General features: G+C 50.1%; 20 protein-coding genes and 1 tRNA gene. 2 read left to right on the top strand and 19 right to left on the bottom strand.

Annotation, left to right across the window (positions count from 1 at the left end; genetic code table 11):
• Nucleotides 1-144: 144 nt before the first annotated feature.
• The 13 genes from KPC83_RS01870 to KPC83_RS01810 form a co-directional block, all read right to left on the bottom strand.
• Nucleotides 145-2,886 carry an ATP-dependent Clp protease ATP-binding subunit gene (locus tag KPC83_RS01870; protein ID WP_216278890.1) on the bottom strand — a complete coding sequence of 914 codons (2,742 nt, stop codon included), beginning with the start codon at nucleotides 2,884-2,886 and terminating at the stop codon, nucleotides 145-147.
• A gap of 118 nt (nucleotides 2,887-3,004) precedes the next feature.
• The gene (locus KPC83_RS01865) at nucleotides 3,005-3,730 is read right to left on the bottom strand and encodes a B3/4 domain-containing protein (protein WP_216278889.1); all 726 of its coding nucleotides are present in this window, start codon (nucleotides 3,728-3,730) and stop codon (nucleotides 3,005-3,007) included.
• A gap of 268 nt (nucleotides 3,731-3,998) precedes the next feature.
• On the bottom strand, nucleotides 3,999-6,011 hold the full coding sequence (gene lysS, locus KPC83_RS01860) for a lysine--tRNA ligase (protein ID WP_216278888.1): 2,013 nt from the start codon (nucleotides 6,009-6,011) through the stop codon (nucleotides 3,999-4,001).
• A gap of 76 nt (nucleotides 6,012-6,087) precedes the next feature.
• Nucleotides 6,088-6,558 carry a transcription elongation factor GreA gene (gene greA / locus KPC83_RS01855; RefSeq protein WP_216278887.1) on the bottom strand — a complete coding sequence of 157 codons (471 nt, stop codon included), beginning with the start codon at nucleotides 6,556-6,558 and terminating at the stop codon, nucleotides 6,088-6,090.
• A 54-nt stretch (nucleotides 6,559-6,612) separates the two neighbouring features.
• Nucleotides 6,613-6,903: a twin-arginine translocase TatA/TatE family subunit gene (locus KPC83_RS01850; RefSeq protein ID WP_371819271.1), complete on the bottom strand. Its 291-nt coding sequence runs from the start codon at nucleotides 6,901-6,903 to the stop codon at nucleotides 6,613-6,615.
• A 297-nt stretch (nucleotides 6,904-7,200) separates the two neighbouring features.
• Nucleotides 7,201-7,277: transfer RNA gene (locus tag KPC83_RS01845), tRNA-Pro, on the bottom strand.
• 47 nt (nucleotides 7,278-7,324) lie between these two features.
• On the bottom strand, nucleotides 7,325-8,212 hold the full coding sequence (ispE, locus tag KPC83_RS01840) for a 4-(cytidine 5'-diphospho)-2-C-methyl-D-erythritol kinase (protein ID WP_216278886.1): 888 nt from the start codon (nucleotides 8,210-8,212) through the stop codon (nucleotides 7,325-7,327).
• A 3-nt stretch (nucleotides 8,213-8,215) separates the two neighbouring features.
• Complete coding sequence (locus KPC83_RS01835; protein WP_216278885.1) at nucleotides 8,216-8,512, bottom strand: Veg family protein; 297 nt, start codon at nucleotides 8,510-8,512, stop codon at nucleotides 8,216-8,218.
• 187 nt (nucleotides 8,513-8,699) lie between these two features.
• Complete coding sequence (gene dtd, locus KPC83_RS01830) at nucleotides 8,700-9,146, bottom strand: D-aminoacyl-tRNA deacylase (RefSeq protein WP_216278884.1); 447 nt, start codon at nucleotides 9,144-9,146, stop codon at nucleotides 8,700-8,702.
• Nucleotides 9,143-9,934 (bottom strand): non-canonical purine NTP pyrophosphatase, encoded by a 792-nt coding sequence (locus KPC83_RS01825; protein WP_216278883.1) that lies wholly within the window; start codon nucleotides 9,932-9,934, stop codon nucleotides 9,143-9,145. The genes dtd and KPC83_RS01825 overlap by 4 nt, the downstream gene beginning before the upstream one ends.
• An 8-nt stretch (nucleotides 9,935-9,942) precedes the next feature.
• The gene (gene rph, locus KPC83_RS01820; RefSeq protein ID WP_216278882.1) at nucleotides 9,943-10,686 is read right to left on the bottom strand and encodes a ribonuclease PH; all 744 of its coding nucleotides are present in this window, start codon (nucleotides 10,684-10,686) and stop codon (nucleotides 9,943-9,945) included.
• Nucleotides 10,687-10,803: 117 nt separating this feature from the next.
• Entirely contained in the window at nucleotides 10,804-11,700 is an 897-nt protein-coding gene (gene murI / locus KPC83_RS01815; RefSeq protein WP_216279226.1) for a glutamate racemase, read from the bottom strand.
• 170 nt (nucleotides 11,701-11,870) lie between these two features.
• Entirely contained in the window at nucleotides 11,871-12,782 is a 912-nt protein-coding gene (locus KPC83_RS01810; RefSeq protein WP_216278881.1) for an HAD family hydrolase, read from the bottom strand.
• A 448-nt stretch (nucleotides 12,783-13,230) separates the two neighbouring features.
• On the opposite strand from KPC83_RS01810, the gene KPC83_RS01805 reads away from it, so the two are divergent.
• Complete coding sequence (locus KPC83_RS01805) at nucleotides 13,231-13,944, top strand: DUF554 domain-containing protein (protein WP_216278880.1); 714 nt, start codon at nucleotides 13,231-13,233, stop codon at nucleotides 13,942-13,944.
• 53 nt (nucleotides 13,945-13,997) lie between these two features.
• On the opposite strand, the gene KPC83_RS01800 is transcribed toward KPC83_RS01805, so the two are convergent.
• Complete coding sequence (locus tag KPC83_RS01800) at nucleotides 13,998-16,625, bottom strand: peptidase U32 family protein (protein WP_216278879.1); 2,628 nt, start codon at nucleotides 16,623-16,625, stop codon at nucleotides 13,998-14,000.
• 177 nt (nucleotides 16,626-16,802) lie between these two features.
• Here KPC83_RS01800 and KPC83_RS01795 point away from each other — a divergent pair, with 177 nt between their 5' ends.
• Complete coding sequence (locus KPC83_RS01795; protein ID WP_216278878.1) at nucleotides 16,803-18,056, top strand: amidohydrolase; 1,254 nt, start codon at nucleotides 16,803-16,805, stop codon at nucleotides 18,054-18,056.
• A 62-nt stretch (nucleotides 18,057-18,118) separates the two neighbouring features.
• Here KPC83_RS01795 and dltD read toward each other — a convergent pair whose 3' ends face one another.
• From dltD to dltA, 5 genes are read right to left on the bottom strand one after another with little or no spacing between them, the layout of a single operon-like run.
• Nucleotides 18,119-19,417 carry a D-alanyl-lipoteichoic acid biosynthesis protein DltD gene (gene dltD, locus KPC83_RS01790; RefSeq protein WP_216278877.1) on the bottom strand — a complete coding sequence of 433 codons (1,299 nt, stop codon included), beginning with the start codon at nucleotides 19,415-19,417 and terminating at the stop codon, nucleotides 18,119-18,121.
• Nucleotides 19,418-19,428: 11 nt separating this feature from the next.
• On the bottom strand, nucleotides 19,429-19,635 hold the full coding sequence (locus KPC83_RS01785) for a hypothetical protein (RefSeq protein WP_216278876.1): 207 nt from the start codon (nucleotides 19,633-19,635) through the stop codon (nucleotides 19,429-19,431).
• Complete coding sequence (dltC, locus tag KPC83_RS01780; protein WP_216278875.1) at nucleotides 19,632-19,877, bottom strand: D-alanine--poly(phosphoribitol) ligase subunit DltC; 246 nt, start codon at nucleotides 19,875-19,877, stop codon at nucleotides 19,632-19,634. The genes KPC83_RS01785 and dltC overlap by 4 nt, the downstream gene beginning before the upstream one ends.
• Nucleotides 19,867-21,081: a D-alanyl-lipoteichoic acid biosynthesis protein DltB gene (gene dltB / locus KPC83_RS01775; RefSeq protein ID WP_216278874.1), complete on the bottom strand. Its 1,215-nt coding sequence runs from the start codon at nucleotides 21,079-21,081 to the stop codon at nucleotides 19,867-19,869. The genes dltC and dltB overlap by 11 nt, the downstream gene beginning before the upstream one ends.
• Nucleotides 21,082-21,093: 12 nt before the next feature.
• Nucleotides 21,094-22,635 (bottom strand): D-alanine--poly(phosphoribitol) ligase subunit DltA, encoded by a 1,542-nt coding sequence (dltA, locus tag KPC83_RS01770; RefSeq protein ID WP_216278873.1) that lies wholly within the window; start codon nucleotides 22,633-22,635, stop codon nucleotides 21,094-21,096.
• Nucleotides 22,636-22,641 lie beyond the last annotated feature (6 nt).

Raw genomic sequence — 22,641 nt, 5'->3', positions numbered from 1 at the left:
TCATCTATTGTTACACGTTCAGAGGCGCTGACATGAAACACGCATACAAAAAGCTCTGCCTCTATGAAAGAGACAGAGCTTGAACATCAAGATGCAGGCTATTAAGCGCACATACCAAACAAGCAGCGCCAAACAAGCCAAGCTTTAACGCGTAGCACCCGCCTCAAGCAGCACGCCACCATCATTTTGCGCATGCGAGCCCGAGCTCTTCGATACGCTACTGCGCGGCGCAGCCTCAAAGCTTGCACCAAGCGAACCCGTCGGGCGCGGGGACGGTATTTCGCCTGAACCTGCTCTAAAGACAAACTTATCGTCTGCCACGTCAACCACAACGGTATCGCCCGGCTTCCAAGTACCTGCCAGCAAATCCTCGCTCAGCGGGTCTTCAACATGAGTCTGAATGGCGCGGCGCAAAGGACGAGCACCGTTGCTTAAATCGGTGCCAACGGCAACAATACGCGCGATTGCCGCATCGGTGAACTCAATATTCATACCGTGTGCAATAAGACGCTGGCGTACATCATCGATAAGCAAACGTGCAATGCTTGCCAAGTTCTCGCCCTCAAGCTTCTTGAATACCACAATATCATCAATACGGTTCAAGAACTCGGGTCTAAAGAGACGCTTGAGCTCGCCCATGGCACGCGTGCGAATCTCGCCTGAGGTAAGGCCAACTTGACCCGTTGTCCCAAAGCCCACGCTTGCGTCCTGCGCAATTTCGCGTGCGCCAACATTTGACGTCATAATGATAACTGTATTACGGAAATCAACCGTTTTACCTTGGCTATCCGTGAGGCGACCCTCATCGAGCACCTGCAACAAAATATTGAAGATGTCGGGATGCGCCTTTTCAATCTCGTCAAAGAGCACCACCGAATACGGATGACGCCGCACCGCTTTAGTAAGCTGACCGCCTTCGTCGTGGCCCACATATCCCGGAGGACTACCAATGAGTTTAGATACCTCGTACTGACTTGCATATTCAGACATATCAAGGCTAATGAGGGCATCTTTGCTTCCAAAGAGATACTCAGCAAGGGTTTTTGCGAGCTCTGTTTTGCCCGTACCCGTGGGACCTAAGAAGATAAATGAGCCACCCGGGCGACGGGGGTCTTTAAGCGGTGAGCGAGAACGCCGAATAGCCTTTGCAACAGCTGCCACCGCCTCATCTTGACCAATGATGCGCGTCTTGAGCATGTCTTCGCAGGCCAAAAGACGACGCGACTCATCCTCGGTAAGCGATGATACCGGCACTCCAGAGGTTGCCGAGACAATATCAGCTATTTCTGAGACATCAATGATGAGCGGATGCTTTTCCATATCAGCATTCCAGCGCGCCCGTGCTTCATCAAGGTCAAGCTTAGCCTGTTTTTGCTCGGCTGTGAGCTCATCTGTGCGCTCGGCATCCTTATCTTTGTTTGCGGCTTCAAGTTGAGCGGCAATCTCTTTAACATGACGCTCGGCAGCACGCACCTCAGCTGGAGCTTTATTTGCGGCGATGCGCGCGCGAGCACCTGCCTCATCAATTAAATCAATTGCCTTATCAGGCAGATAACGGTCTTGAATATAGCGACTCGACAAATTTGCAGCCGCCTCAATAGCACCTGTGGTATAGCTCACATGGTGGTGCTTCTCATAGCGTGGAATGAGCGCGCTTAAAATGCGAACAGTATCCTCGGTGTTTGGCTCCGCCACATCAATTGCTTGGAATCTCCGCTCAAAGGCTGGGTCTTTTGAAAGATGTTTGCGGAACTCCTCAGCGGTGGTTGCTCCAATAATTTGGAATGCACCACGCGCGAGCACTGGCTTGAGCATAGAACTTGCATCAATTGAGCCCTCAGCAGAGCCTGCTCCAATAAGCGTGTGCATCTCGTCAATGAACAGAATGATTTTGTCCGACTCAGTAGCCTCTTGAATAACGTTTTTCAAGCGCTCTTCAAACTCACCACGATATTTTGCACCCGCCACAAGACCGGGTAAATCAAGTGTCCACACTTCTTTATCGGCAAGATTTTGTGGGACATTACCTGCAGCAATTTCTTGTGCCAAGCCCTCAACAATAGCTGTTTTGCCCACACCTGGATCGCCCAAGATGAGCGGGTTGTTTTTGGCACGACGCGAAAGAATTTCCATCATACGGGAAATCTCCTTTTCGCGCCCTATTACTGGGTCAAGTTTGCCGTCTCTCGCCTCTTCGGTAAGATTGGTGCCAAATTGTTGAAGGGTTGATTTTTCTTGCCCATCGCCGGAGCCTGAGAAAAATGGTAGACCAGCACCAGGACGACCCGAACCCGCGCCAGCCATGGGACGCTTGCCACCCTGGTCTTTTGCTGTCAGCTTTTCGACAGCACTCTTAACCGAATCGGGCGAAATTCCGAGACTCGTAAGAATGTGTACAGCGCGGTTTTCAGGTTCAGCGACTATTGCCAACAACAAATGCTCAGTTGAAACATATGTCTGGTTGTTTTCGCGTGCGAGACGAAAACTCTTTTCCATAACCGCAATAACCGAAGGGGTAAATGCCAACTTCTTAAATGCTGCAGCCTGAGTTGGTTGCACATCAGATGCGGCATTAGAGCTTACATCTGAGCCATCGGCTTTAGATTGAGCATTATCTGGCTCCGCCTGAGTTGGGGTCTCGGTGCCCGTAGTATCCCCGTGCATCTCAGCTGTAGGAGCTGCTGCGCCGCTTTTTGCAAGCTCAGCAAGAATATCTTCATGCGTTATCTCAAGCTCGCGTAATGCCGCAGCAGCAATACCGGTCTCTTCTTTTGCAAGTGCCAGCAGAAGATGCTCAGTGCCAACCTTGGACGAGCCAAGGGAGAGCGCCTCCTCTTTTGACATCGACATAACCCGTCGTGCACGGTCGGTAAATCTATCTAGCATATGTATCCCTCTTACGTGCAGAATCTAACTATCAATGCAAGTGTGTACCCACATTAGAGCGACGCTAACACGAGGGTATAAACTCAATTTTCTCAACCGAGGTGCACTACACATTTGCCTATTCGTCGAGGGTAACTACCCTATTATCGGTGGTTACCAGCTCTTGAGCAGTAATTGTTGCGCCAAAGTAATGACTAAGCAAATCAGACAAATCAGCCAGCTCAGCCTTAGCATCCTCAATGCGTTCAGGCTCTAAGCACTCGAAAACCAGTACTGCATCAGTTGTTTCATCGCTCAGAGCTGTACGTTGAGAATCGCGCCAGTTCCAGCAACGACTAGTTGCACCTGCATCATCAACATAAATCAGCTCGCCTGGAAGCGTTGGCTCCTCAGCGTCCTCGCCAATTGGCAAGAAAGAATCGCCACCCTCGGTGGTGCAGAGACGATAATTTCCTTCAATCTTATTTAGGTCGAAACCACCCGTTGGAAATGCATAGGTCAGCGACACGGAGTTATAGATGTCAACAGACGGAGAGATAGAGCCAACCGGCTTATCTTTAAGCACGCGCTTCAACAGGTTTTCGATTGCGCAACGGGCACCCTTCTTGGTCTTAAACTGCTGATACGCACGGCGCCAAACCTGTACAGGCTTATTTTCAGAGATAGTGTCACTGGTTAAGAAACGCTCAGCGCGACGATTTGCCAAATCGAGCTTTTCAGCTATTTCTGCGCGATCGGCCTCACTAACCTCAGATGCGAGCTTCATATGACGCGCCACAACAACGCCAATCATAGCCTCCGGAAAGAGCTCCCAAAACGAGTCTTCTGCAATAAACTGCTTCATCTAATCCCCCTTTTTTCTGTTCAAGCTCCCACATATTTGAGCCATGCGTGCATATAAAATACTACCGTATTAGTGCATAGCTTATACAGTGAGCAGTTTGAGTAACAAACATGCAAAAATAGCCGCACTTGTTACGAGTATCCAAACTCTAGCCTGTTCCGCACGTCCAAATAAAGCTCTGCGTGATAGCAAACGCTATACCATATGCAAAAGTATTGCCTAGTATAGCGCCTGCTTACCATGTGTGTTGACGTATTTATGTGCGCAACTAATACAGCTTCGCGCCTGCTGGAATGCCATCATCAAGCATCAGCAAATTCAGGCGTTCCTCGCCTTCAACCTCATGAATTGCACTCAAGAGCATGCCACAAGAATCAATGCCCATCATGGCACGAGGCGGTAAGTTTACAATAGCAACAAGTGTCTTTCCCACCAGCTCCTCAGGCTCATAATACATATGAATGCCCGACAAAATAATGCGGTCATCTCCGGTGCCATCATCAAGTGTAAACTGCAGAAGCTTTTTGCTCTTCTTAACTGCCTCGCAGGCCTTTACCTTTACCACACGAAAATCTGACTTTGAGAAGGTCTCAAAGTCAACATAGTCCTCAAAGAGTGGCTCAATGCTGACCTTTTCAAGAAGCGCAGGAGCGAGCGAGCACGCACTATCAGATGTTTCAGGCGATGATGCAACACAACAAGCCTGTGTCTCAGTTGCGCCAGTAGTTGTAATTTCTTGCTCAGTTTCTTGGCTGGCACGGGCGTCAGCAGCCTCTGTATTGTTCTTGCTTTCAGGGCGCATATGCGGGAAAAGCAGCACGTCACGGATAGAGGACGAGTTGGTAAGCAACATCACCACGCGGTCGATACCAATTCCAATACCGCCGGCGGGCGGCATACCATACTCAAGCGCACGAATGTAGTCCTCGTCATATTCCATAGCTTCATCGTCGCCCCCAGCCTTCTCTTCCATCTGCTGTTGGAAACGTTCAGCTTGGTCAACCGGGTCATTAAGCTCAGAGAAAGCATTGGCGTATTCGTGTCCTGCGATAACCAACTCAAAGCGATGGGTAAGACGCGGGTCGTCTTCGCGGCGCTTAGCAAGGGGTGACACCTCAACAGGATAATCCACAACAAAGGTTGGGTTCACCAAAGATGCTTCACCAATCTCGTCATAAAGCTCAGCGATAAGCTTGCCCGCTCCCCAAGTATTATGCACCTCAATACCATGGGTTTTAGCTACCTCACGCAGCTCTTCAAGGGGCGTATCAAGATTAAGCTCTTTACCAACAACGCGCGATACCACCTCGCTCATAGGAATACTTGGCCAGCTACCTGAAAGGTCAATTACCTGACCTTGGTACTCAAGCTGCTCACTATCATTCACGCGAGCATTTGCTGCCTTAATAACACCTTCTGCCAGCTCTTTCATGCCATCAAGATCGCTGTAGGCGCGATAGGCTTCCATGGTAGTAAACTCAGGATTATGGGTTAGGTCTATGCCCTCATTGCGAAATATACGGCCAATCTCAAAAACGCGTTCATAGCCGCCTACCAACAAACGCTTGAGATGCAGCTCGGTAGCAATACGCAAATAGTTCTCTTGATTAAGCGCATTAAAATGTGTGATAAAAGGCTTTGCAGTTGCACCACCTTGAATGGTTTGCAAGATGGGCGTTTCCACTTCCATATAGCCGTCGGCTTCCATATAGCGACGAAACTCAGACACAATAGCCGAGCGCTTACGGAAGGTCTCACGAACATCCTCGTTCACAATTAAATCGACATAGCGCTGACGATAGCGCGTCTCTTTATCGGAGAGCCCGTGAAACTTTTCTGGCAAGGGACGAACACTCTTACTCAACAAGGTAAGCGTGGTGGGGGCTAGAGAGAGCTGAGAGCGGCGTGTGCGCAATATGGTACCGGTAGCATTAACAATATCACCTAAGTCGAGACTTTTAAGGAGCTCCCAATCAGCCTCAGACATATCGTTGATGCGGCAAAATAGCTGAATATCGGCTGACGGATCGCGCAAAGTTAAAAACGCCAGCTTACCTTGGTTACGAATACTGACCACACGACCCGCAATAGAATAGACATCCTCGGTGATGCCGCCATCTTCAAGCTCCGCATAGCGCACAATAAGGTCTGCAACGTACACATTTATCTCGGAATGTTCTGGATAGGGATTGGTACCCGCCTCAAAAAGTGATAAACGGCGCGATAAGCGCTGCTCGCGCTCAGAAATATGAGTAGTTGCTGAGTTCTGCTCGTTTGTCATACCTGTCTCCTTTATAACAAAAAACTCCCTAAGGCCGCATATGACCCTAGGGAGCTCTCAGCGCTTGACCCTAGGTCTAGCGCGAAATCTTAGTGATGGTATAGCTCCGGCGCTTGCCGCCTGGAGTAATGATTTCTACCGTCTCGCCCTCAACGTGACCAATAATGGCACGACCAACAGGGCTTTCATTAGAAATCCTGCGGGTAAGCGAGTTGGTTTCAGTGGTTCCTACAATGGTAACCTCTGTGGCAACACCGTCGCCATCAACCATGGCAACCGTCGAACCAATAGAAACAATCTGTGCAGATTGCTCGTCGGCATCCTGAGCCTTTGCCAATATGGCGCGAATCTCAGCAATACGCGAGGCATTTTTAGCCTCTTCTTCTTTTGCAGCGTCATACTCAGCATTCTCAGAAAGGTCACCAAAGGCACGCGCTTCTTTTAGATGCTCAATAATCTCTTGATGCTTTTCGCCCTCACGATATGCAAGCTCCTCAGCAAGCTTTTGGCGACCTTCAGCAGTTAATACGATGTCGGCAACATCCATACAGATGAACTCCTTGTGTGTAAGAAAAACAGGAAACTAGCACGAGACACAATCTTAGTGTGCCTCAGACTCCTCGTGAGCCTCTTCTTTTTTAGCCTTTGCAGCAGCAAGCTTAGCCTCAAGCTCACGAATCTCAGCATCGGACTCGTCCTCAACAACAGTCTCAGCCTCAACCGTTTGAGCAGCGCCCTTATCGCCAGAATCCATACCCTCGCGCAGGTTCTTGACCGTTGAACCAAGCGACTTACCAAGCTTTGGCAGATTCTTAGGTCCAAAGATTAGCAGCGCCACAATCAGGATAACAACCCACTCAAAGCCCTTTGGGAACATAGCATTTCCTCTCATCGATCCTCCGCCAAGCGGAGCTGTGGTGGCAGTCTTGTGCCAGATAGCTAACAGCAGAGTATAACGCGCAAGGGCAACTCGCTCAACACTTCGGAAGATTTCCACGGGTGCGGTATGTAATAGGCAAATTGGCTGGGTTCAAAAACCGAGCGCCATGCTTGAGATACACCAGCCACGCACGTACGTATGCTCAGGCATGAACGATTGGAAGCATATGAGGAGCAACGGTTTTTCTGCGGCTCGCTGCAATTCACAAAAAACGGCGATGCCTCCAAAGACACCGCCGCATAGCTGCAATGGTCGGGTTGACTGGATTTGAACCAGCGACCCCTGCGTCCCGAACGCAGTGCTCTACCAAACTGAGCCACAACCCGAAGCTTGCCTATAGTAACAAAAGCAAACCCGCAATGCTAGAGTAGCTTTAGTGCTCGGCTTGATTTTCCATCTTTGCAAAATATGCCCACCAAGCATCTTTTTTAGCTGCTTCCTCAACAATGCGCTGAGCAATAGCATCATCGCTACAAATTGCAAAACTTGTTGACCCTGAACCGCAAACATCTGCTGCTAAAACGCCATCATGTGCTCGCAGCCAACTAAGAATTTGAGCCACCTCAGGAGAATGACTCATGGCAGCATCAGCCAAATTATTTGAAATATGTGCAAGCACCGCATCCATATCGCCCACGCGCATGGCGCGAATTATGGCACCTGGGTCTTGCGGCTCAACAGGAAAGCTGTCAAATCGCGCATAGGCAGCCTGCGATGTAACACCGCCAGCAGGTCCTGCCGGACCTACCAGCGCCACCGGCAAAGAACCAAGCGACTGAAAAATCTCGCGAACCTCATCTCCCCGACCGCTTAAATACGCCGGTGAGTTATAAAGAAAAAACGGAACATCAGCACCAATCGCCCGTGCTACATTAAGTACCCGCGTATCGTGCACATCAATATTCCAAAGCTGACACAAGCCCTTAATAAGTGCGGCAGCATCGGTTGAAGGACCACCAAGACCAGCCCGCAGCGGAATATGTTTTTCAACGTGGATAGCAACATGAGGATTAAAGCCTAAAGCGTGACCCAGCGCACAAGCGGCACGATATACCGAATTCTCTTCAAGCGAAACATCGCTCGGTGGGTCCATGGTTACGCACAACTCATCAGATGGCTCAATATAGACCACATCAGCCAAGCTCACGGTTGCCATAACGGTATCAACTCGGTGATAGCCCGCGTCATCACAACCTGGGTAAACGCCCAAATGCAGGTTGATTTTTGCAGGTGCGGCAACCCTTAGGGACCGCATACTCATTGCCTAATGCTCCTCGAGTTGATTGCCAAGCGGCGTAAAGAGATGTTCACCCGATTCTGGATCAAAAAGCTCAACCGAGCCCGTAAGGACATCGACATATTGATACGACTGGCGGGACTTGCGTCCACGACGCTCATCAACCTCGACAATAAACACAGCTGGATGCACCGTTTTAATGATACCCATGCGCTCAATAACCCGGGTACGCCCCATGTTGGCCTTTACCCGCACACGGTCACCAACCATATGAATTAAACGCTCTTGAATCTCTTCTACGTGGTTTACTTCTAGCTCTTCCATCGTATGCCTCCATGTGGGCAGAATCCACCCATCGTTAATCTCAGCAGCGCATGAGTATAACAAGGCTTTATAAGCCTGTGCAGAACTGCACGTCAATACCATAGGCTTCAAATAACTGAACTACCCAAAAGCATGCAAGAGTTATCAGGTGCGCAAAGCCATCTGAAATATGTACCAGCAAAAACGCTTACAGCTCATCAGTGTCAAGAACAACGGTAAAAGGTCCATCGTTAATAAGGCTGACCTTCATATCAGCAGCAAAACGCCCCGTTGCCACTTCATCAATATCGGCACGCGCACGCTCAACAACATACTCATAGAGTGCTTTAGCATGCTCGGGCAGAGCAGCCTCTGTAAAAGAAGGACGCCTCCCTCGCCGACAATTTGCATAGAGTGTAAACTGCGAAACAATCAGTACCGCACCATGGGTATCTTGAATAGAAAGATTGGTCTTGCCGTCCTCATCGGCGCATATGCGCAAATCGCGCAGCTTATTCCAAAGCTTATCCGCCGTCTCTTTGGTGTCTGCATGACCAACACCTAGCAACACAAGGTATCCTGGACCTATCTGAGCCGTGCACTCACCATCAATACTCACTGACGCTTCTAAAACACACTGTACAACTGCTCTCAAAACCTACCTGCCTTGCTCTGCATATGCTCGTGCAGTTTATGAGCCAAATCTTTCAGCGCAAAAAAGCGATGGCTGATAGCATTTTTCTCAGATGGCGAAAGCTCAGCCATACTTTTTCCGGGTCGTGCTTGCGGTAAAAAGAGCGGGTCATAGCCAAAGCCAAAGTCACCTCGCAAGGCGCGAGCTATGCGTCCCTCGCACGTTCCACACCCCAGAAGTATCGCTGGATTGCCGCTGGACATTTGTCCGTTTATCTCTGCGCTTGCCTCTAGGTATGGCATATTGGCTGAATCTACATCTGACGCAGCAGCAAGCTCTTTATCTGGCTTTGATGCTTCTGCTGCACTTTGTGCTATCTCTGGCTCCACATAGGCCACCACGCTCATAAAGCGGGCATTGCGCTCTTCATCAGGCACTGCTTCGAGCGCAGAGAGCAGCCTAGCATTGTTTGCTACATCGTCTCCATGAACACCGGCATATCGTGCCGAATATACGCCTGGCGCTCCGTCCAGCGCATCAACCACAAGACCCGAATCATCTGCAATCGATGGAAGTCCTGTTGCCGCTACACAAGCGCGTGCTTTAATAAGGGCATTCTCCTCAAAGCTTGCGCCCGTCTCCTCAGGCTCGTTATGCGCAGCCAACTGACCCCAAGCAATAAAACGCACACCAGGCAGTACCTCGCTTAAAATGGCTTCAATTTCGGTTAGTTTATGCATATTGCCCGTCGCAACAACCACGGTATGCTTGGGGTCAAAGCCATCAGGTAAGGGCATATGAGCAGCCATTCTTACTCCTATTTGTCCTCGTCACAAAAAGCTGTGATTTCATTTTGCAAGGCTAGAAGGTGCGCTAAACCACCTTCTGCTAAATCAAGCAACTGGTTGAGACGCGCGCGATTAAAGCTAATACGCTCACCGGTGCCCTGAATCTCAACAAACTCACCCTCGTTTGTACCTACCACGTTCATGTCAACCTCGGCACGAGAATCCTCGCTGTAGTCAAGGTCAAGCAGACTTGCACCGTCAACAACCCCTACTGAAACTGCAGCAACCTGACCTATCAGCGGTAAACGAGGAATTTTACCTGCCTGCACCCACTGCATCAGCGCGTCATGCAAAGCTACCCATGCACCGGTGATGCTTGCGGTGCGGGTGCCACCATCAGCCTGAAGTACATCGCAATCGACCGTGACCGTATACTCACCCAGCGCTTTAAGATTGACAACGCTTCGCAAGCTTCGACCAATCAGACGCTCGATTTCCATAGAACGTCCCTTACGTGCACCCAACTCACGACGCGTGCGATAGTTTGTTGATGCTGGCAGCATGGCATATTCTGCACTAACCCAACCTGCATGCGCATTACGCCGCCATGCAGGCACGCCCTCTTCGATAGTTGCTGCGCAAAGCACCTTGGTATCACCACACTCAATCATGCACGAACCAAGGGCATGCTTCATAACATCACGAGTAAGTGTCACAGGGCGCATGCGGTCCATAGCGCGATTATGCGCTCGTTGAATTTCAAGGGCTTCCATAGTGTTTCCTTTCAATTGACCCATGCAAGGTTTAATGGTTTCAGCTACCTATAATGCACGCAGAGCTACCGCATGCGCAGGTCTAGTAGCTATTAGCGCTGCTTGACAAGCTACAATCTACACCGCCTGTCCAAGCTGCTCAAGCTCAGCAATACTCACCTGTTCAATACTATTGAGCGCTTGCCCAAAAATAAAACTACCTGCTGCTACAAAGCTTGCCATGTTGTTAGAACTTGTAGCAAAGCGATGTTTGGGCTGAGTATTAGCAGGAGCCAACTGCTCGCGACGACTCAGAATGTCAAAAAGCTCAGCTGTTGTTTCTTCCGCCGAACTTACCACACGCACATGCGACCCCAAAACCCGTGTGATAGGACCTGCAAGCAAAGGAAAATGCGTGCAACCCAGAACAACTGTGTCCACACCCGCATGCACCAGCGGCGCTACCGTTGTTTCAACAAGCTTGTGTACGGCGGGGGTATCAAACACATCAGAGTCACAAAGCCAGCGTTTATGCACATGAGCGCCTGTTGCCAGCTCATCTTCTACCACCGAAACAAATGAGGAGGCCGAGCAACTATACACGTCAACACCTGCATCGCGATTATGGATTGCGCGGGTATAGGCACCATTTCTCACCGTAAGCTCGGTGGCAAGTACGCCAACGCGCCGGGTGCGGGTGCTGTTAATAGCGGCGCGCGCACCGGGGTCAATAACACCAATCACGGGTACCGATATGAGCTGCTGCAAAGTTGGTAGCGCCGCCGCCGTTGCGGTATTGCAAGCCACCACAATAATCTTTACCGCATGTGCCTCAAGCCACCGAGCCGCTTCCAGCGCAAAACGGCGAACCTCACTCTCTGAACGCATGCCATACGGACACCGCGCTGTGTCACCAAAGTAGTGGATTGACTCCCCTGGTAAATCGTTTGCAATAGCACGGGCAACAGTTAAACCACCAAGCCCTGAGTCAAAAACACCAATGGCGCGAGTGTCACCAAACGAAGCGACAGGCATGTTGGGAGCTGGGCTATTGAGTGAACTATCTATGCCGCTACTGGGCATTCCCGTTTGGCTTTTATCGTTCAATTGCTGCCCCATAAGCAGCCCTTTCTCTCAGGATGCCCGCTACTTCTGCGCTACCATCGCTTTGTATGTTTCTTGCGGTGTCTCTGGCATGCGTCTGCTTAGTGATTATGTGCAGCCTCAAGCACGGTTTGCATCGCAGCAACCCAACCATCGCACGAGCGACCCCGCGCTACATACGCATGGTCATGCTGCTGTAAAAACTCAGCGGCATCTGCGTTTTCAAGACCATTTTCTACTAAGAAGAACAACCCAGTAACATCGGCCATGGAGTAGTCTGCACGCGAATCGCCTAAGGACAATGTGCTTGCTGGGTCTATGCCACGAATCTCACAAAAACGTGCAATAGCTCGGCCTTTATTGAGGCCGGCAGGCGAAATGTTATAGGCTCGACCCGGAACTCCTTCGGGGAGAGTGAGCGTGGTAGGAGCCGAAATATAGCCCAAAAAGCCGTTGTCGCCCCATTCAAGCGCAAGTCCGCTTTTTGACAAAATTTCATACGCATCTTCATCAGGGATTTCACCGCGCAGAGCCACCGTAACCTCACGATATTTATATCCGCGCGACATATCATTGTGATACTCAAGCAAACCCGGCCAACGGGTTGAGAACAAATCGCAAACGCCCGTTGCCTCGATAACTTGATGCGGAGTAAGTCCACAGGCAGGGTCATAATCCATATCGGCAGTAAAGTATTCCCAGTGGCTATCTTTATGGCTAAACATAATCAAGCCACCCATCTCGCCGATATATGCGTTCAAGCCTAGCACGCGCACATCTTCATGCAACATAGAGCGATTACGACCCGAACACGGAATAACTTCAATACCAGCCTGACGAAGCTCAACTAATGTCGATGACAATGCAAGAGATGGATTACCCTCAGCGTCGGCAAGCACAGTTGAGCCCGGAGCGAGCATCGTGCCATCCATATCGGTAAATACATAACGAATCTTGCTCAAGCGCTCGCGCAGCTCGCCACTTGCCTGCTCGGGAAGGTAGGTGTAGCTCATGAATCCTCCTAGACGTTAACGCATCTATCATAGCTGCTTTTCAAAACAGCGTTTTGCAGAGTAGTTGTATTGCAGAGCATGCAGATACAGCCTCCATTTCTAGGCAAATCAATTAAATGTACGATTTTTCGTTCGCACCTCGAGTATAGGGGGTTGGTGCAAGCGAACTTTTCTCCATTTCCGCAGGATTTACGCTTTAGTTAAGCAAAGTATGCGTGGGCACCGCCGGAAAATTCGTACACTAGGCAGATTTGCTCTCTAAACTTAAGTTGTTCACATGTTCTACCTGCGGTTTTCTGTGAGCAACAGCACGTGTAATCCAGACAAGCCGCATAAGCGAGTACTAAGTTAAATCTCCTATGCTATTCAATATTGACTAACACCCCTATGCTATACTCACCCATCATTTTGACCCATTTGTGCTATCAAAACATCTGAAAGGCTGCTTATGGTTGGTTTTGGAACTGTCTTTAACGCTGGCATGATTCTTTTGGGCGGTTTGGCAGGCATGCTGGGTGGTCGCCTGCTCACCACGCGCTTGCAAGATGCCATTATGAAAGCCAGTGCTATTAGCATTATGTTTATTGGTATTGCAGGCGCCCTTGAGCAGATGCTTCGCATAGAGGGTATCTCCGTTCAAAGCGGTGGCTCAGGTCGTATTCTCATTTCGCTTGTCCTTGGCTGCATCATTGGTGAGACCATTAACATTGAGCAACGCATGAATGATTTTGGTTGCTGGCTCAAGGCAAAGACCGCTAACGAGGGTGACAACAGCTTTGTTGATGCTTTTGTAAGCGCGACCCTCACGGTTTGTATTGGCGCTATGGCAGTTGTTGGTTCTATTCAGGACGGCGTAAACGGCGACTGGACTATTCTGGCGCTAAAAGGTGCTCTTGATGCAGTGCTTGTTTGTATTTTTACCAGCTCTATCGGCAAAGGCGCTATCTTCTCGGTTATCCCTGTCATTGTTTTTCAGGGTTCTATCACACTTGGTGCACATGCTCTTGAGCCTCTGCTTACGCAAACTGCTCTTGACGCCATATCAATGCTTGGATCCATTCTTATCTTCTGCGTAGGCACAAACCTTATTTGGCCAAAAACCTTTCGCGTGGCAAACTTGTTACCTTCGCTCATTTTGGCAAGCTGCCTTGCCTATATCTAGTTATATCTAAGCAGCGAAAACTCTCGATACAAGCTTATTCCGCCCATGCCCCATTAGTCCACACCCACAAAAAGGCAGCCAGCGCTTGCCCCCGCTATACGCCGACCCGGTTTTTGCCCCGCATTAAGCGCGCGCTTAGCAGCACATGCCTGCGCCAACGCCTGCTCTTGCTCAGCCTCTGAAAGCATCGTTAAATCTACCATAAAGCGCGTAATACCTGCCCGCACCAACTTATCAAGCTGCGGTGTAATGTCGGTGAGCGTTGGCGCGTACATCTTTGAGCGACCATGAATATCAGTTGTTACGGGCATCAGCTTACCATCGATATTTTTGAGTGAGAGACGTTTACGGCGCAACGTGCAACGCTCGCAATCGTCGATACAGCGATTTGCAGCCATTAACATGCAGTGTTCGCTTGTCATAACGCGCGCGCGACCAATCACCATCATGCCCATAATAAGCGGCGTTGATGTTGCCCAGCGCTCAAGCTCAGTCAAGGTTAGCTCGGGAGAAAGCCAGGCTGAAACCGCACCGGCACCTGCTAAAAAGGCAGCAGCGCTGCGGTTATGCAGAGGTATGCAACTGCGCAGCTCAGCATGGGCACCACGCTCCTGACAAAGTACCAGCTCAGAGATAGTACCAACTGCCACCGGCTGGGCTGTCTGTACCCACGGGTCAAGGCGGGCAAGGTCAGATGCACGACTCACCTCATCTAGTACCGGAATAATCCCCTCAGCTGCCGCGCGCGCTGGCGTATAACCCTCATCAAGCAAGGCATCAACAGGCATATACACGCGCTCAATTCCCGCCGCTCGGGCACGTGCAAGGCTGGCGTGGTCAAACACCTGTGCACAAAGCTCAGGCACAGCGTGCTCAACTGGTGGCAGCGCTTGCTGTGCGCCAAAGGTCTGCACACGCACTCGTTGCTCACCCGACAGTGAAGCTTTACTTTCTGAATGGTCTTTCGCTGCGGGACGTGCGCCCACTCCTCGCAGCTCTCCTACTACTATCTCGCTATCGGTATAGAAATCATCGCTCGTGAGCAATAATGTGGTTCGTGCTTGTTCAATACGCGCATCCACATCAGCCAAAATTATCTTCTCAAGCTCCGCGCACGCCGTAGCGCGTAGCTTATGCAGAGCAGAAAAACTCATACCCACGCCCTCATCGAGCACCACATCAAACGATATAGCCTCAAACAAAGACGTGCCCATGCGACCAACATGCTCAATAAGTTCTTCACGCGTAACGGCACGTGTACGCGCCGGTTCAACCTCTGCACCAGTACACTCAACAGTCAGCGCAGCATTATCAACGCAGCTCAAGCGAATACGCAAAGGCCTGCCCTGCTCAGCGCTCACATAAACCGCAACCTTGCGACGGCGCCATACTGTTTGCTTGAGCGCTGCGTCCACCTCGTCAAATGCCGCCTGCGAACGAATCACGCGCACGCGCGCACCCACCGCAACAGCGCGCGGAATCTGTAACCACACGCGCTCACCAGCGCGAGCATCAACGGGGGAAGAAACCGCTAAAAACTGGTCTTGTTCATCATCATGGCGAAGCTCCAGTAAATCTGACCTACCAATTGGCTCGGTCAGCGAAATGAGAACACGCGCCAGTCGGCGACGCTTGTCGTCGCGATGCAATCGTCCTTCAAACTTTACAGGCTTGCAATCGAGCACCGTGCCCACTTCTTGACCGCGATTATTTGAGCGCTCGTAGCTCATCATCTCATCACCTGAGCGTCCATGCTGGTATTCATGGGTAAAATCGCGATTAAAGCTCCGCTTAAGCTTACGCGCACGTGCTGCAGCTTCCTCAGCTGAGGGTTCTATAGCTGCCATATAATCATCAAGTTGCTTGCGATACACATCAACAACTGCATAGACATAATCGGGTGCCTTCATGCGCCCTTCAAGCTTTAGGGCATGAGCACCAGCTTGCAGCAGCTCATTGAGCATTGTGGACGTATTGGTATCACGCGGGCACAGCGCTCGGTCGCGTCCCGGCGCTGTAAGCACATGACCATGCTCATCTACCAACTCATATGGCAAGCGACAGGGTTGTGCGCACATACCACGGTTTGCTGAGCGTCCTGCGCACGCAAAGCTCGATAACAAACAAACACCCGAATAGCTAAAACAAATTGAACCGTGCGCAAACACCTCAAGCTCTACACCTGTTTTTGCAATCTGCGCAATTTCTGGTACTGAAAGCTCACGTGACAATGTCACACGTTCAGCACCTTGCAAACGACACCAGCGCGTTGCTCTTGCATCATGAATATTTGCCTGCGTTGAGATATGTATTTCAGCCCACGGCATATACCGGCGAAGCTCTGCAAATAAACCCCAGTCTTGGATAATAAACGCATCGGCCCCAAGCTCACTCGCACGACGAATCAACTCCAAGGCTTGTGCCATTTCTTCGTCTTTGATGACAATATTAACGGTGACATATACACGAGCCCCAGCCACATGAGCTGCACGACATGCTGACCCAAATTGCTCATCGGTAAAATTTGTTGCCTTACGCCGGGCATTAAAACTACCAAATCCGCAATATATTGCATCAGCGCCAGCCGCGAGTGCTGCCGCAAAGGCATCAAGAGAGCCCGCAGGTGCCAGCAGCTCAGGACGGGGCAGATAAGGTTTTAACTCAGATGTTAACGGGCGCATATAACCATACAATCCTGAAACTGATTTGTTCTATTGCGGCTTTTTGCACGCAAAGCCTCTCACTCAATAATAACGCACCGATTATAACCATGTTTCAAATGAAGTTCTGCCGCCAAACACTACCAACTTGGGTATGGTGTATATAAGCAGCTCTCAACAGCGAAAGGACTGAGCGTCATGTGTGATGCCTTGTCAGATTACGTTTTTCAATCAAGTGACGAAGAAACCCTACGTACGGCAAAAATTCAAGAACTTGGCCGCACCCTTGAGCCTTCTATCATTGAGCAACGCCGTCATTTTCATCAACATCCTGAAGCAAGCCTAGAAGAATTTCAAACTACCGAAGATATTGCTCAGATTCTCACTGAGCTTGGCATTCCGTTTGAGCGCCCGCTTGCCACTGGTCTTATTGCGCACATTGCAGGCACAGCACCCGAAGCCTATCACGCAGATGGTAGTGCGCGCCGTCGCATTCTGCTTCGTGCAGACATTGATGCCTTGCCGGTACTTGAGCGCACAAAGGTTGATTACGCCAGCAAAAACACCGGATATATGCATGCCTGCGGTCACGATTGCCATATAGCCATGATGCTTGGCGCCATGCAAATCTTGAATCAAATGCGCGATGAGCTGCATGGTGAGGTGCGTGTTGTCTTTCAACCATCTGAAGAAAATGGCAAGGGCGCCAAGCTCATGATTGAAAAAGGGGCAACTAAAGGGGTTGACGGCGTTTTTGGCATGCATATTTGGAGCGAGATTGACGCAGGCACCATTAACTGTGACCCTGGTCCTCGCATGGCAAATACCGACTGGTTTCGCATTGATGTAACCGGTACCAGCTGTCATGGCGCTATGCCACAGCGCGGAGCCGATGCGGTCATGGCAGCAGCCTCTATTGTGAGTGCGTTGCAAACCATTGTAAGCCGCGATCTCTCGCCCTATGAACCAGCGGTTGTCACCGTAGGCGAAATCCACGGAGGTGCCGCGCGCAACGTTATTGCAGGGACTGCCTATCTCACCGGCACCGTGCGCACCTATGGGGCTGAAACGCATGCTATGATGCCCGAGCTTATTCGCCGTATCGCTGCACATACTGCCGCGGCCCTAGGAGCTGAGGCTGAGTTATCAGACTACACCATTGCTAACTACAAGGTTGATAACGACGCTCAATCTGCCGCGCGCTGCCAAGCTGCTGCGCAAAAGGTTCTCGGTGCTCATTCTCTCGCCAACTACCGAGGAACGCTCTCAGGCGAAGACTTTAGCGAATACCTTGCTGAGGTTCCCGGTGCATTGGCATTTTTGGGCACTAGAAACCCAGCTGTTGGCGCTACCTACGCTCAGCACAGCTGCTACTACACCATTGACGAATCGGTTCTCGTCCAAGGAAGCATGCTTGCCGCTCAATATGCCCTTGACTTCCTAGCTGAATAGCAGCATAAACGCGCGCGACACTACACGTGCACGGTGTCTCGCGCGCAACGGCACGTGCAGCTCTATTCTTCACTCACCGGGTCAGTGTGTGCGGTACCCGTTTCAAACCACGAATACAAGGCGCGCGCATAGTACGCGCCGCCTAAAGCAGAGGGATGCGAGTAATCGCGCAGGAAAAGTGGGTTATATTCATAGCCTGAAAAATCTGCCAAGCCTACCTTTGCCTCTGAACAGGCATCACGAATCATTTGATAATAGTTCTGGCGAATATCCTGCTTATAGATGGTTTCGTCATATGCCTTGCCTTTAACCGGCTGCATCACCACCAAGGGCTTAAGACCAGCTGCCTTTGCCACCGCTAGAGCCGTCTTAAAGTCCTCGTACTCCTGCATACTAAAATAGGAGCCATCTTTGGGTTTTTTCCATTTTGCCTGAGCGCCTTGCTGCCAGCGCTTAAAGTCTTTCTTATACCAAGAGGAATTAAAGCCAATCTCATTACCTGCAGATTTTTCTGTAGCATCTTGCGTTGCCCATGCAAATATCTGCTTCCAATCAGGGCTACCATCTGTCAGAGAGGGCTGGGTAGCCTCGGTTGCTCCTGAGCGGACCTCAGCAGGTGACCTCAAGGTAGTCGTTTGTGCTCCAGGTAAGATATTTGGGTCAATGCCTGCAGCTTGGCGCAAGTTATTTGATAGATTTGCAGCCTGCGCATCAACTGCCTGCACCAGCTTTCGCACGGGAGACGATCCGCTTCTCCGGTCAACGCCATACTCAGCCATCCGGCTTGTAATACGGTCTTTAAGCTCCTGCGGAATACGTTCGTTTTTCATACAAGCGCGATAGGCACCCTCAGAAAAAACTGCTGGAAACTCTTTTTTGGGCTTTCGATATGTCATAAACCACTGCATGCTTACAAAATAAACAACACGCTTATCTTTAAGTTGCGGTGCCATAGCACCCAGCTCAATCGCACTCCACAAATCAGTGGTACCCGCACGACCCATAACCATGGCGTCAAAGGCATAGCGACCATTGGTATATAACAGTGCTGGATGCGACCAGCCTGCATCGTTAGGCGCAAGCTCAGAAGAACCAAACAACGGTATGGGCAGCTCCCCTCGACGCACGCGTGCCTGATAACTCCCCATCATGTAGTCAAAGCTTTTAAGCTGTGAATTGACAGGATAGGTAACAATCGTCGAACTTATTCGGGTTGCACGCGACATAAGCCAAAAGCCCGTACCTGACAGCAAAGCACCCATAAGCACCAGGGTCAAAACTACCACCACAAGGCGACGACCAGAGCTTTGTGCTTGTTGGTGCAGCTTGGTGGTTGTTGCTGTTGCGTTCTTCTTATCCATTAAGCACTTCCCTAAAACTCCGCGTACACCGGAGCCGCCGGAACACCATAGGGTGAAATAATGAAGAACCATACAAGAAGTGCAATCAACGATACCAAGGCAACTGCCCAAGCAATAGAAGCGCTCATGGAGTCCCCTAAAAACCAGTCAACAAGCCTGATAGTCCAGGCGCTAATCGCATTTCGTATCTGCGACAAACTTCCTGGTTGCTCACTCATAAACGCTCCTCAATCTGTTCAATAATCTTATTGACCGTATTCATCTCTTCACGCTCGAGCTCAGTTGGGGCAATCTCCACGCCAAAGCGCTCCTCAATCGTAACCAACACCTCAATAGCCGCCATAGAATCAAGCAAGCCTGCATCAAACAGGTCTATATCGCGCTCTTCACGCACGGCTTCATCGTCACAAATTTGTTCAAGCATATCGAGCACTTGCTCTTCAATCTCATTACTGTCCATTAGTAAGTCCCTCCACTAAATTGGTAACAACAACATGTACTTGTCCTGAAAAGATTGCAAATCCCGCCAAAACTAAGTTCAAGGTTATAAACCAAGACAACAGGCGATACCAGCCTTTTTTATGATTACGTTTATAAAACTTCGACTTTTTTTGATAGAGTTCAGTTACTGCTAACAGTATGCCGTGATAGATTCCATACGCCAGATAATCGACGCTCAGACCATGCCAGGCGCCCATAAGCCCCATGTTGAGGATATAGCCCATCATGGCTGTATGCATGCGTTTCTTAAACCATCGCGCTTTAGTTGCATGGCGAACAAAACGCATAAACACAAAGTCGCGCAGCCAAAATGACAGCGTAATATGCCACCGGTTCCAGAAATCTTTCATGTCTTGCGCTAAAAACGGTGCCTGAAAGTTTTTGGGTGTCCGAATACCAAAGCAATAGCTCACACCCATAGCCATATACGAATAGCCTGCAAAGTCAAAGAAGAGATACAGCCCATATACATATGAGCGAAAAAGCGCCCGCGTGCCATGCGGTAAGCCAAGGTTGCCCACATTGAGAAGCCCTGCATCAGGAGCAACCATATTAAAATTGCTCAAAACCGATGCAATCACCAGCTGCATAACAGCGCCCAAAAGGATAAGCATAATACCTCGACTCAAAAGCTCGGCATACTCCGCGCGCTTGAGAGGGGTATGTACATCTGATAAAAAGCGTCGAGAGCGGTCAATAGGGCCAGAGGTAATAGTGGGGAAAAAGATAAGAAAGTAGATAGTATCGACAAAACTCATCTCAGTAATAAGACCATCGCGTATCTCAATGAGCACCTGAATTGTTTTGAACGTGAGATATGAAATGCCAATAAAGCCTAAAAGAGATGGCCCTGCAGCAGCTGACACCTTGTACACCACCAAAGGCATCAAACAGAGTGCAAGACAAAAACGATATACGCCAAGAGGCTTATTATCACGCTTCCACATACGCAGCAACAGCTGAATTGAAGTTACTGAAATAATGAGGAAGAGCATGAAGCTGGCAAAAGCCTGTAGTGATTGAGCAAATAGACAGGCCAGCATAAACACTGATGCCACCATGCCATATGGTGCAATGCGGCGCTCAGACAGACCAAGGCAGGCGGCCGGAATAATACCGAGCGCCACTGCAATAAAAAAGGACGGAGAGGTGTAGAAAGCCATATGCATCACGCTCTATACGAGCGCCTTGCGGTCAAGTTTGCCATTGCCAGTAACTGGCAATGCATCATGCAAGCGCACCGTTTTTGGAATCATATAATGCGGTAGCACCTGTTTAAGCTGCTCTTTAATACGCAAGCCCAAGCGAAAATCTGACTCATCTTCCAAGCGCTCCCCTGAATACACCACATGAGCCACCACGTGAGATACCTTTCCATCTTTTTTTGGCGCGGTGCACGCCGCTGCCGTAACACCTGGTACTTGGCGCAGCTGTTCTTCTATCTCGCCGAGTTCAATGCGAAAGCCGTTAAGTTTAATTTGTAAGTCAAGGCGACCGCGATAATGAAGCATTCCCTGCTCATCAAGAAAGCCCTCATCACCAGTGCGATAACTGCGAACAAGCACGCCATCTGCACGGTGCGTCTGGCCAAAAACGCGCTCGGTAAGGTCAGGCCGACCAAAATAAGCCTTGGCTACCGTATCTCCCACAATAACAATCTCACCAGTCTGCCCGTAAGGCTGACGCTCTCCCGCCTCATTAACAATATGAATCTCTGTGCCTGGACGCGGCGTACCAACTGGTAATGCCTCACAACCTGTTGCCATATCAGGTGTAACACGCACCTCGGTTACCGCAACGGTTGACTCAGTGGGACCATAGGTATTAAGCACCTGAGCTGCTGGAAACCGGGTGAGAAGCTGAGACGCTGTCGAACATGCCAGCGTCTCTCCGCAAAAAAGAAACAGATTAAGATGAGGCAACAGTGCCTCATTCATCTCAGCCGCCGACAAACACATATCTGCAAAACTCGGCGTGGAAACCCATACATCAATATCTGCCTGAGCAAGTGCTGTAAGTTGTTGCGCCATGCTCTGTTGTGTTTCGTGACACAGGCTATAGAGCGTGCCGCCAGCAGCCAGAGCGCCCACCAACTCAAATACTGAGAGGTCAAAAGAAAACGGTGCTTGGTCTAAATAGGTAAGACCTGTTTTTTCAATGCCACCCAGTGTTAAATTCCAGTCCATAAAATTATCAACGCAGGCGGCGGTTACCTCAACACCCTTAGGCACGCCGGTAGAGCCAGACGTAAACAAGATATAGCAAATATCCTCGCCCTGTATTGCTAACTTAGGATTAGGTGTATGAGCCCCGCACACCGCACGCGCAAGCGTATCGCCGCATACAAGTGATTCTGCTTTTGATACCAGATGCTCAGGTAAAGGCTCAGTTGCAATAACGGTAACAGTTCCCAGCGTTTCTAAAATAGTTGCAACCCGCGCAGCAGGCACTGAATAGCAGTCAAGCGGAACATACGGACGTCCTGAGCGCATAGCTGCAAGCATGGCAACAAGCATCAGTGGGTTTTTGTGCCCATACACCACCACTGGCCGATGAATATCCGGTGTGCCTGCAACTTCTTGAGCCAAATAGCAAGCAAGAGAGCCCGATTGTTGTACCAACTCAGCATAGCGAAGCCTTTTGCCAACAGAACTTTTCATTGCGTAGCCTTCAGGCCTTACTTGTCCATGCTCTATAACACGCTCAATAAACCTCATGAACCA

It is taken from the genome of Collinsella sp. zg1085 (assembly GCF_018889955.1).
Taxonomy (GTDB): domain Bacteria; phylum Actinomycetota; class Coriobacteriia; order Coriobacteriales; family Coriobacteriaceae; genus Collinsella.
Note: the sequence above shows the minus strand (reverse complement) of the source record. Positions and strands in the feature narration are given on the sequence as shown.

Coding starts and splice junctions, on each gene's coding strand:
- KPC83_RS01870 (WP_216278890.1), bottom strand. CDS start 2,886: ATGCTAGATAGATTTACCGACCGTGCACGACGGGTTATGTCGATGTCA.
- KPC83_RS01865 (WP_216278889.1), bottom strand. CDS start 3,730: ATGAAGCAGTTTATTGCAGAAGACTCGTTTTGGGAGCTCTTTCCGGAG.
- lysS (WP_216278888.1), bottom strand. CDS start 6,011: ATGACAAACGAGCAGAACTCAGCAACTACTCATATTTCTGAGCGCGAG.
- greA (WP_216278887.1), bottom strand. CDS start 6,558: ATGGATGTTGCCGACATCGTATTAACTGCTGAAGGTCGCCAAAAGCTT.
- KPC83_RS01850 (WP_371819271.1), bottom strand. CDS start 6,903: ATGAGAGGAAATGCTATGTTCCCAAAGGGCTTTGAGTGGGTTGTTATC.
- ispE (WP_216278886.1), bottom strand. CDS start 8,212: ATGAGTATGCGGTCCCTAAGGGTTGCCGCACCTGCAAAAATCAACCTG.
- KPC83_RS01835 (WP_216278885.1), bottom strand. CDS start 8,512: ATGGAAGAGCTAGAAGTAAACCACGTAGAAGAGATTCAAGAGCGTTTA.
- KPC83_RS01825 (WP_216278883.1), bottom strand. CDS start 9,934: ATGGCTGCTCATATGCCCTTACCTGATGGCTTTGACCCCAAGCATACC.
- rph (WP_216278882.1), bottom strand. CDS start 10,686: ATGGAAGCCCTTGAAATTCAACGAGCGCATAATCGCGCTATGGACCGC.
- murI (WP_216279226.1), bottom strand. CDS start 11,700: ATGCCTGTCGCTTCGTTTGGTGACACTCGCGCCATTGGTGTTTTTGAC.
- KPC83_RS01810 (WP_216278881.1), bottom strand. CDS start 12,782: ATGAGCTACACCTACCTTCCCGAGCAGGCAAGTGGCGAGCTGCGCGAG.
- KPC83_RS01805 (WP_216278880.1), top strand. CDS start 13,231: ATGGTTGGTTTTGGAACTGTCTTTAACGCTGGCATGATTCTTTTGGGC.
- KPC83_RS01800 (WP_216278879.1), bottom strand. CDS start 16,625: ATGCGCCCGTTAACATCTGAGTTAAAACCTTATCTGCCCCGTCCTGAG.
- KPC83_RS01795 (WP_216278878.1), top strand. CDS start 16,803: ATGTGTGATGCCTTGTCAGATTACGTTTTTCAATCAAGTGACGAAGAA.
- dltD (WP_216278877.1), bottom strand. CDS start 19,417: ATGGATAAGAAGAACGCAACAGCAACAACCACCAAGCTGCACCAACAA.
- KPC83_RS01785 (WP_216278876.1), bottom strand. CDS start 19,635: ATGAGTGAGCAACCAGGAAGTTTGTCGCAGATACGAAATGCGATTAGC.
- dltC (WP_216278875.1), bottom strand. CDS start 19,877: ATGGACAGTAATGAGATTGAAGAGCAAGTGCTCGATATGCTTGAACAA.
- dltB (WP_216278874.1), bottom strand. CDS start 21,081: ATGGCTTTCTACACCTCTCCGTCCTTTTTTATTGCAGTGGCGCTCGGT.
- dltA (WP_216278873.1), bottom strand. CDS start 22,635: ATGAGGTTTATTGAGCGTGTTATAGAGCATGGACAAGTAAGGCCTGAA.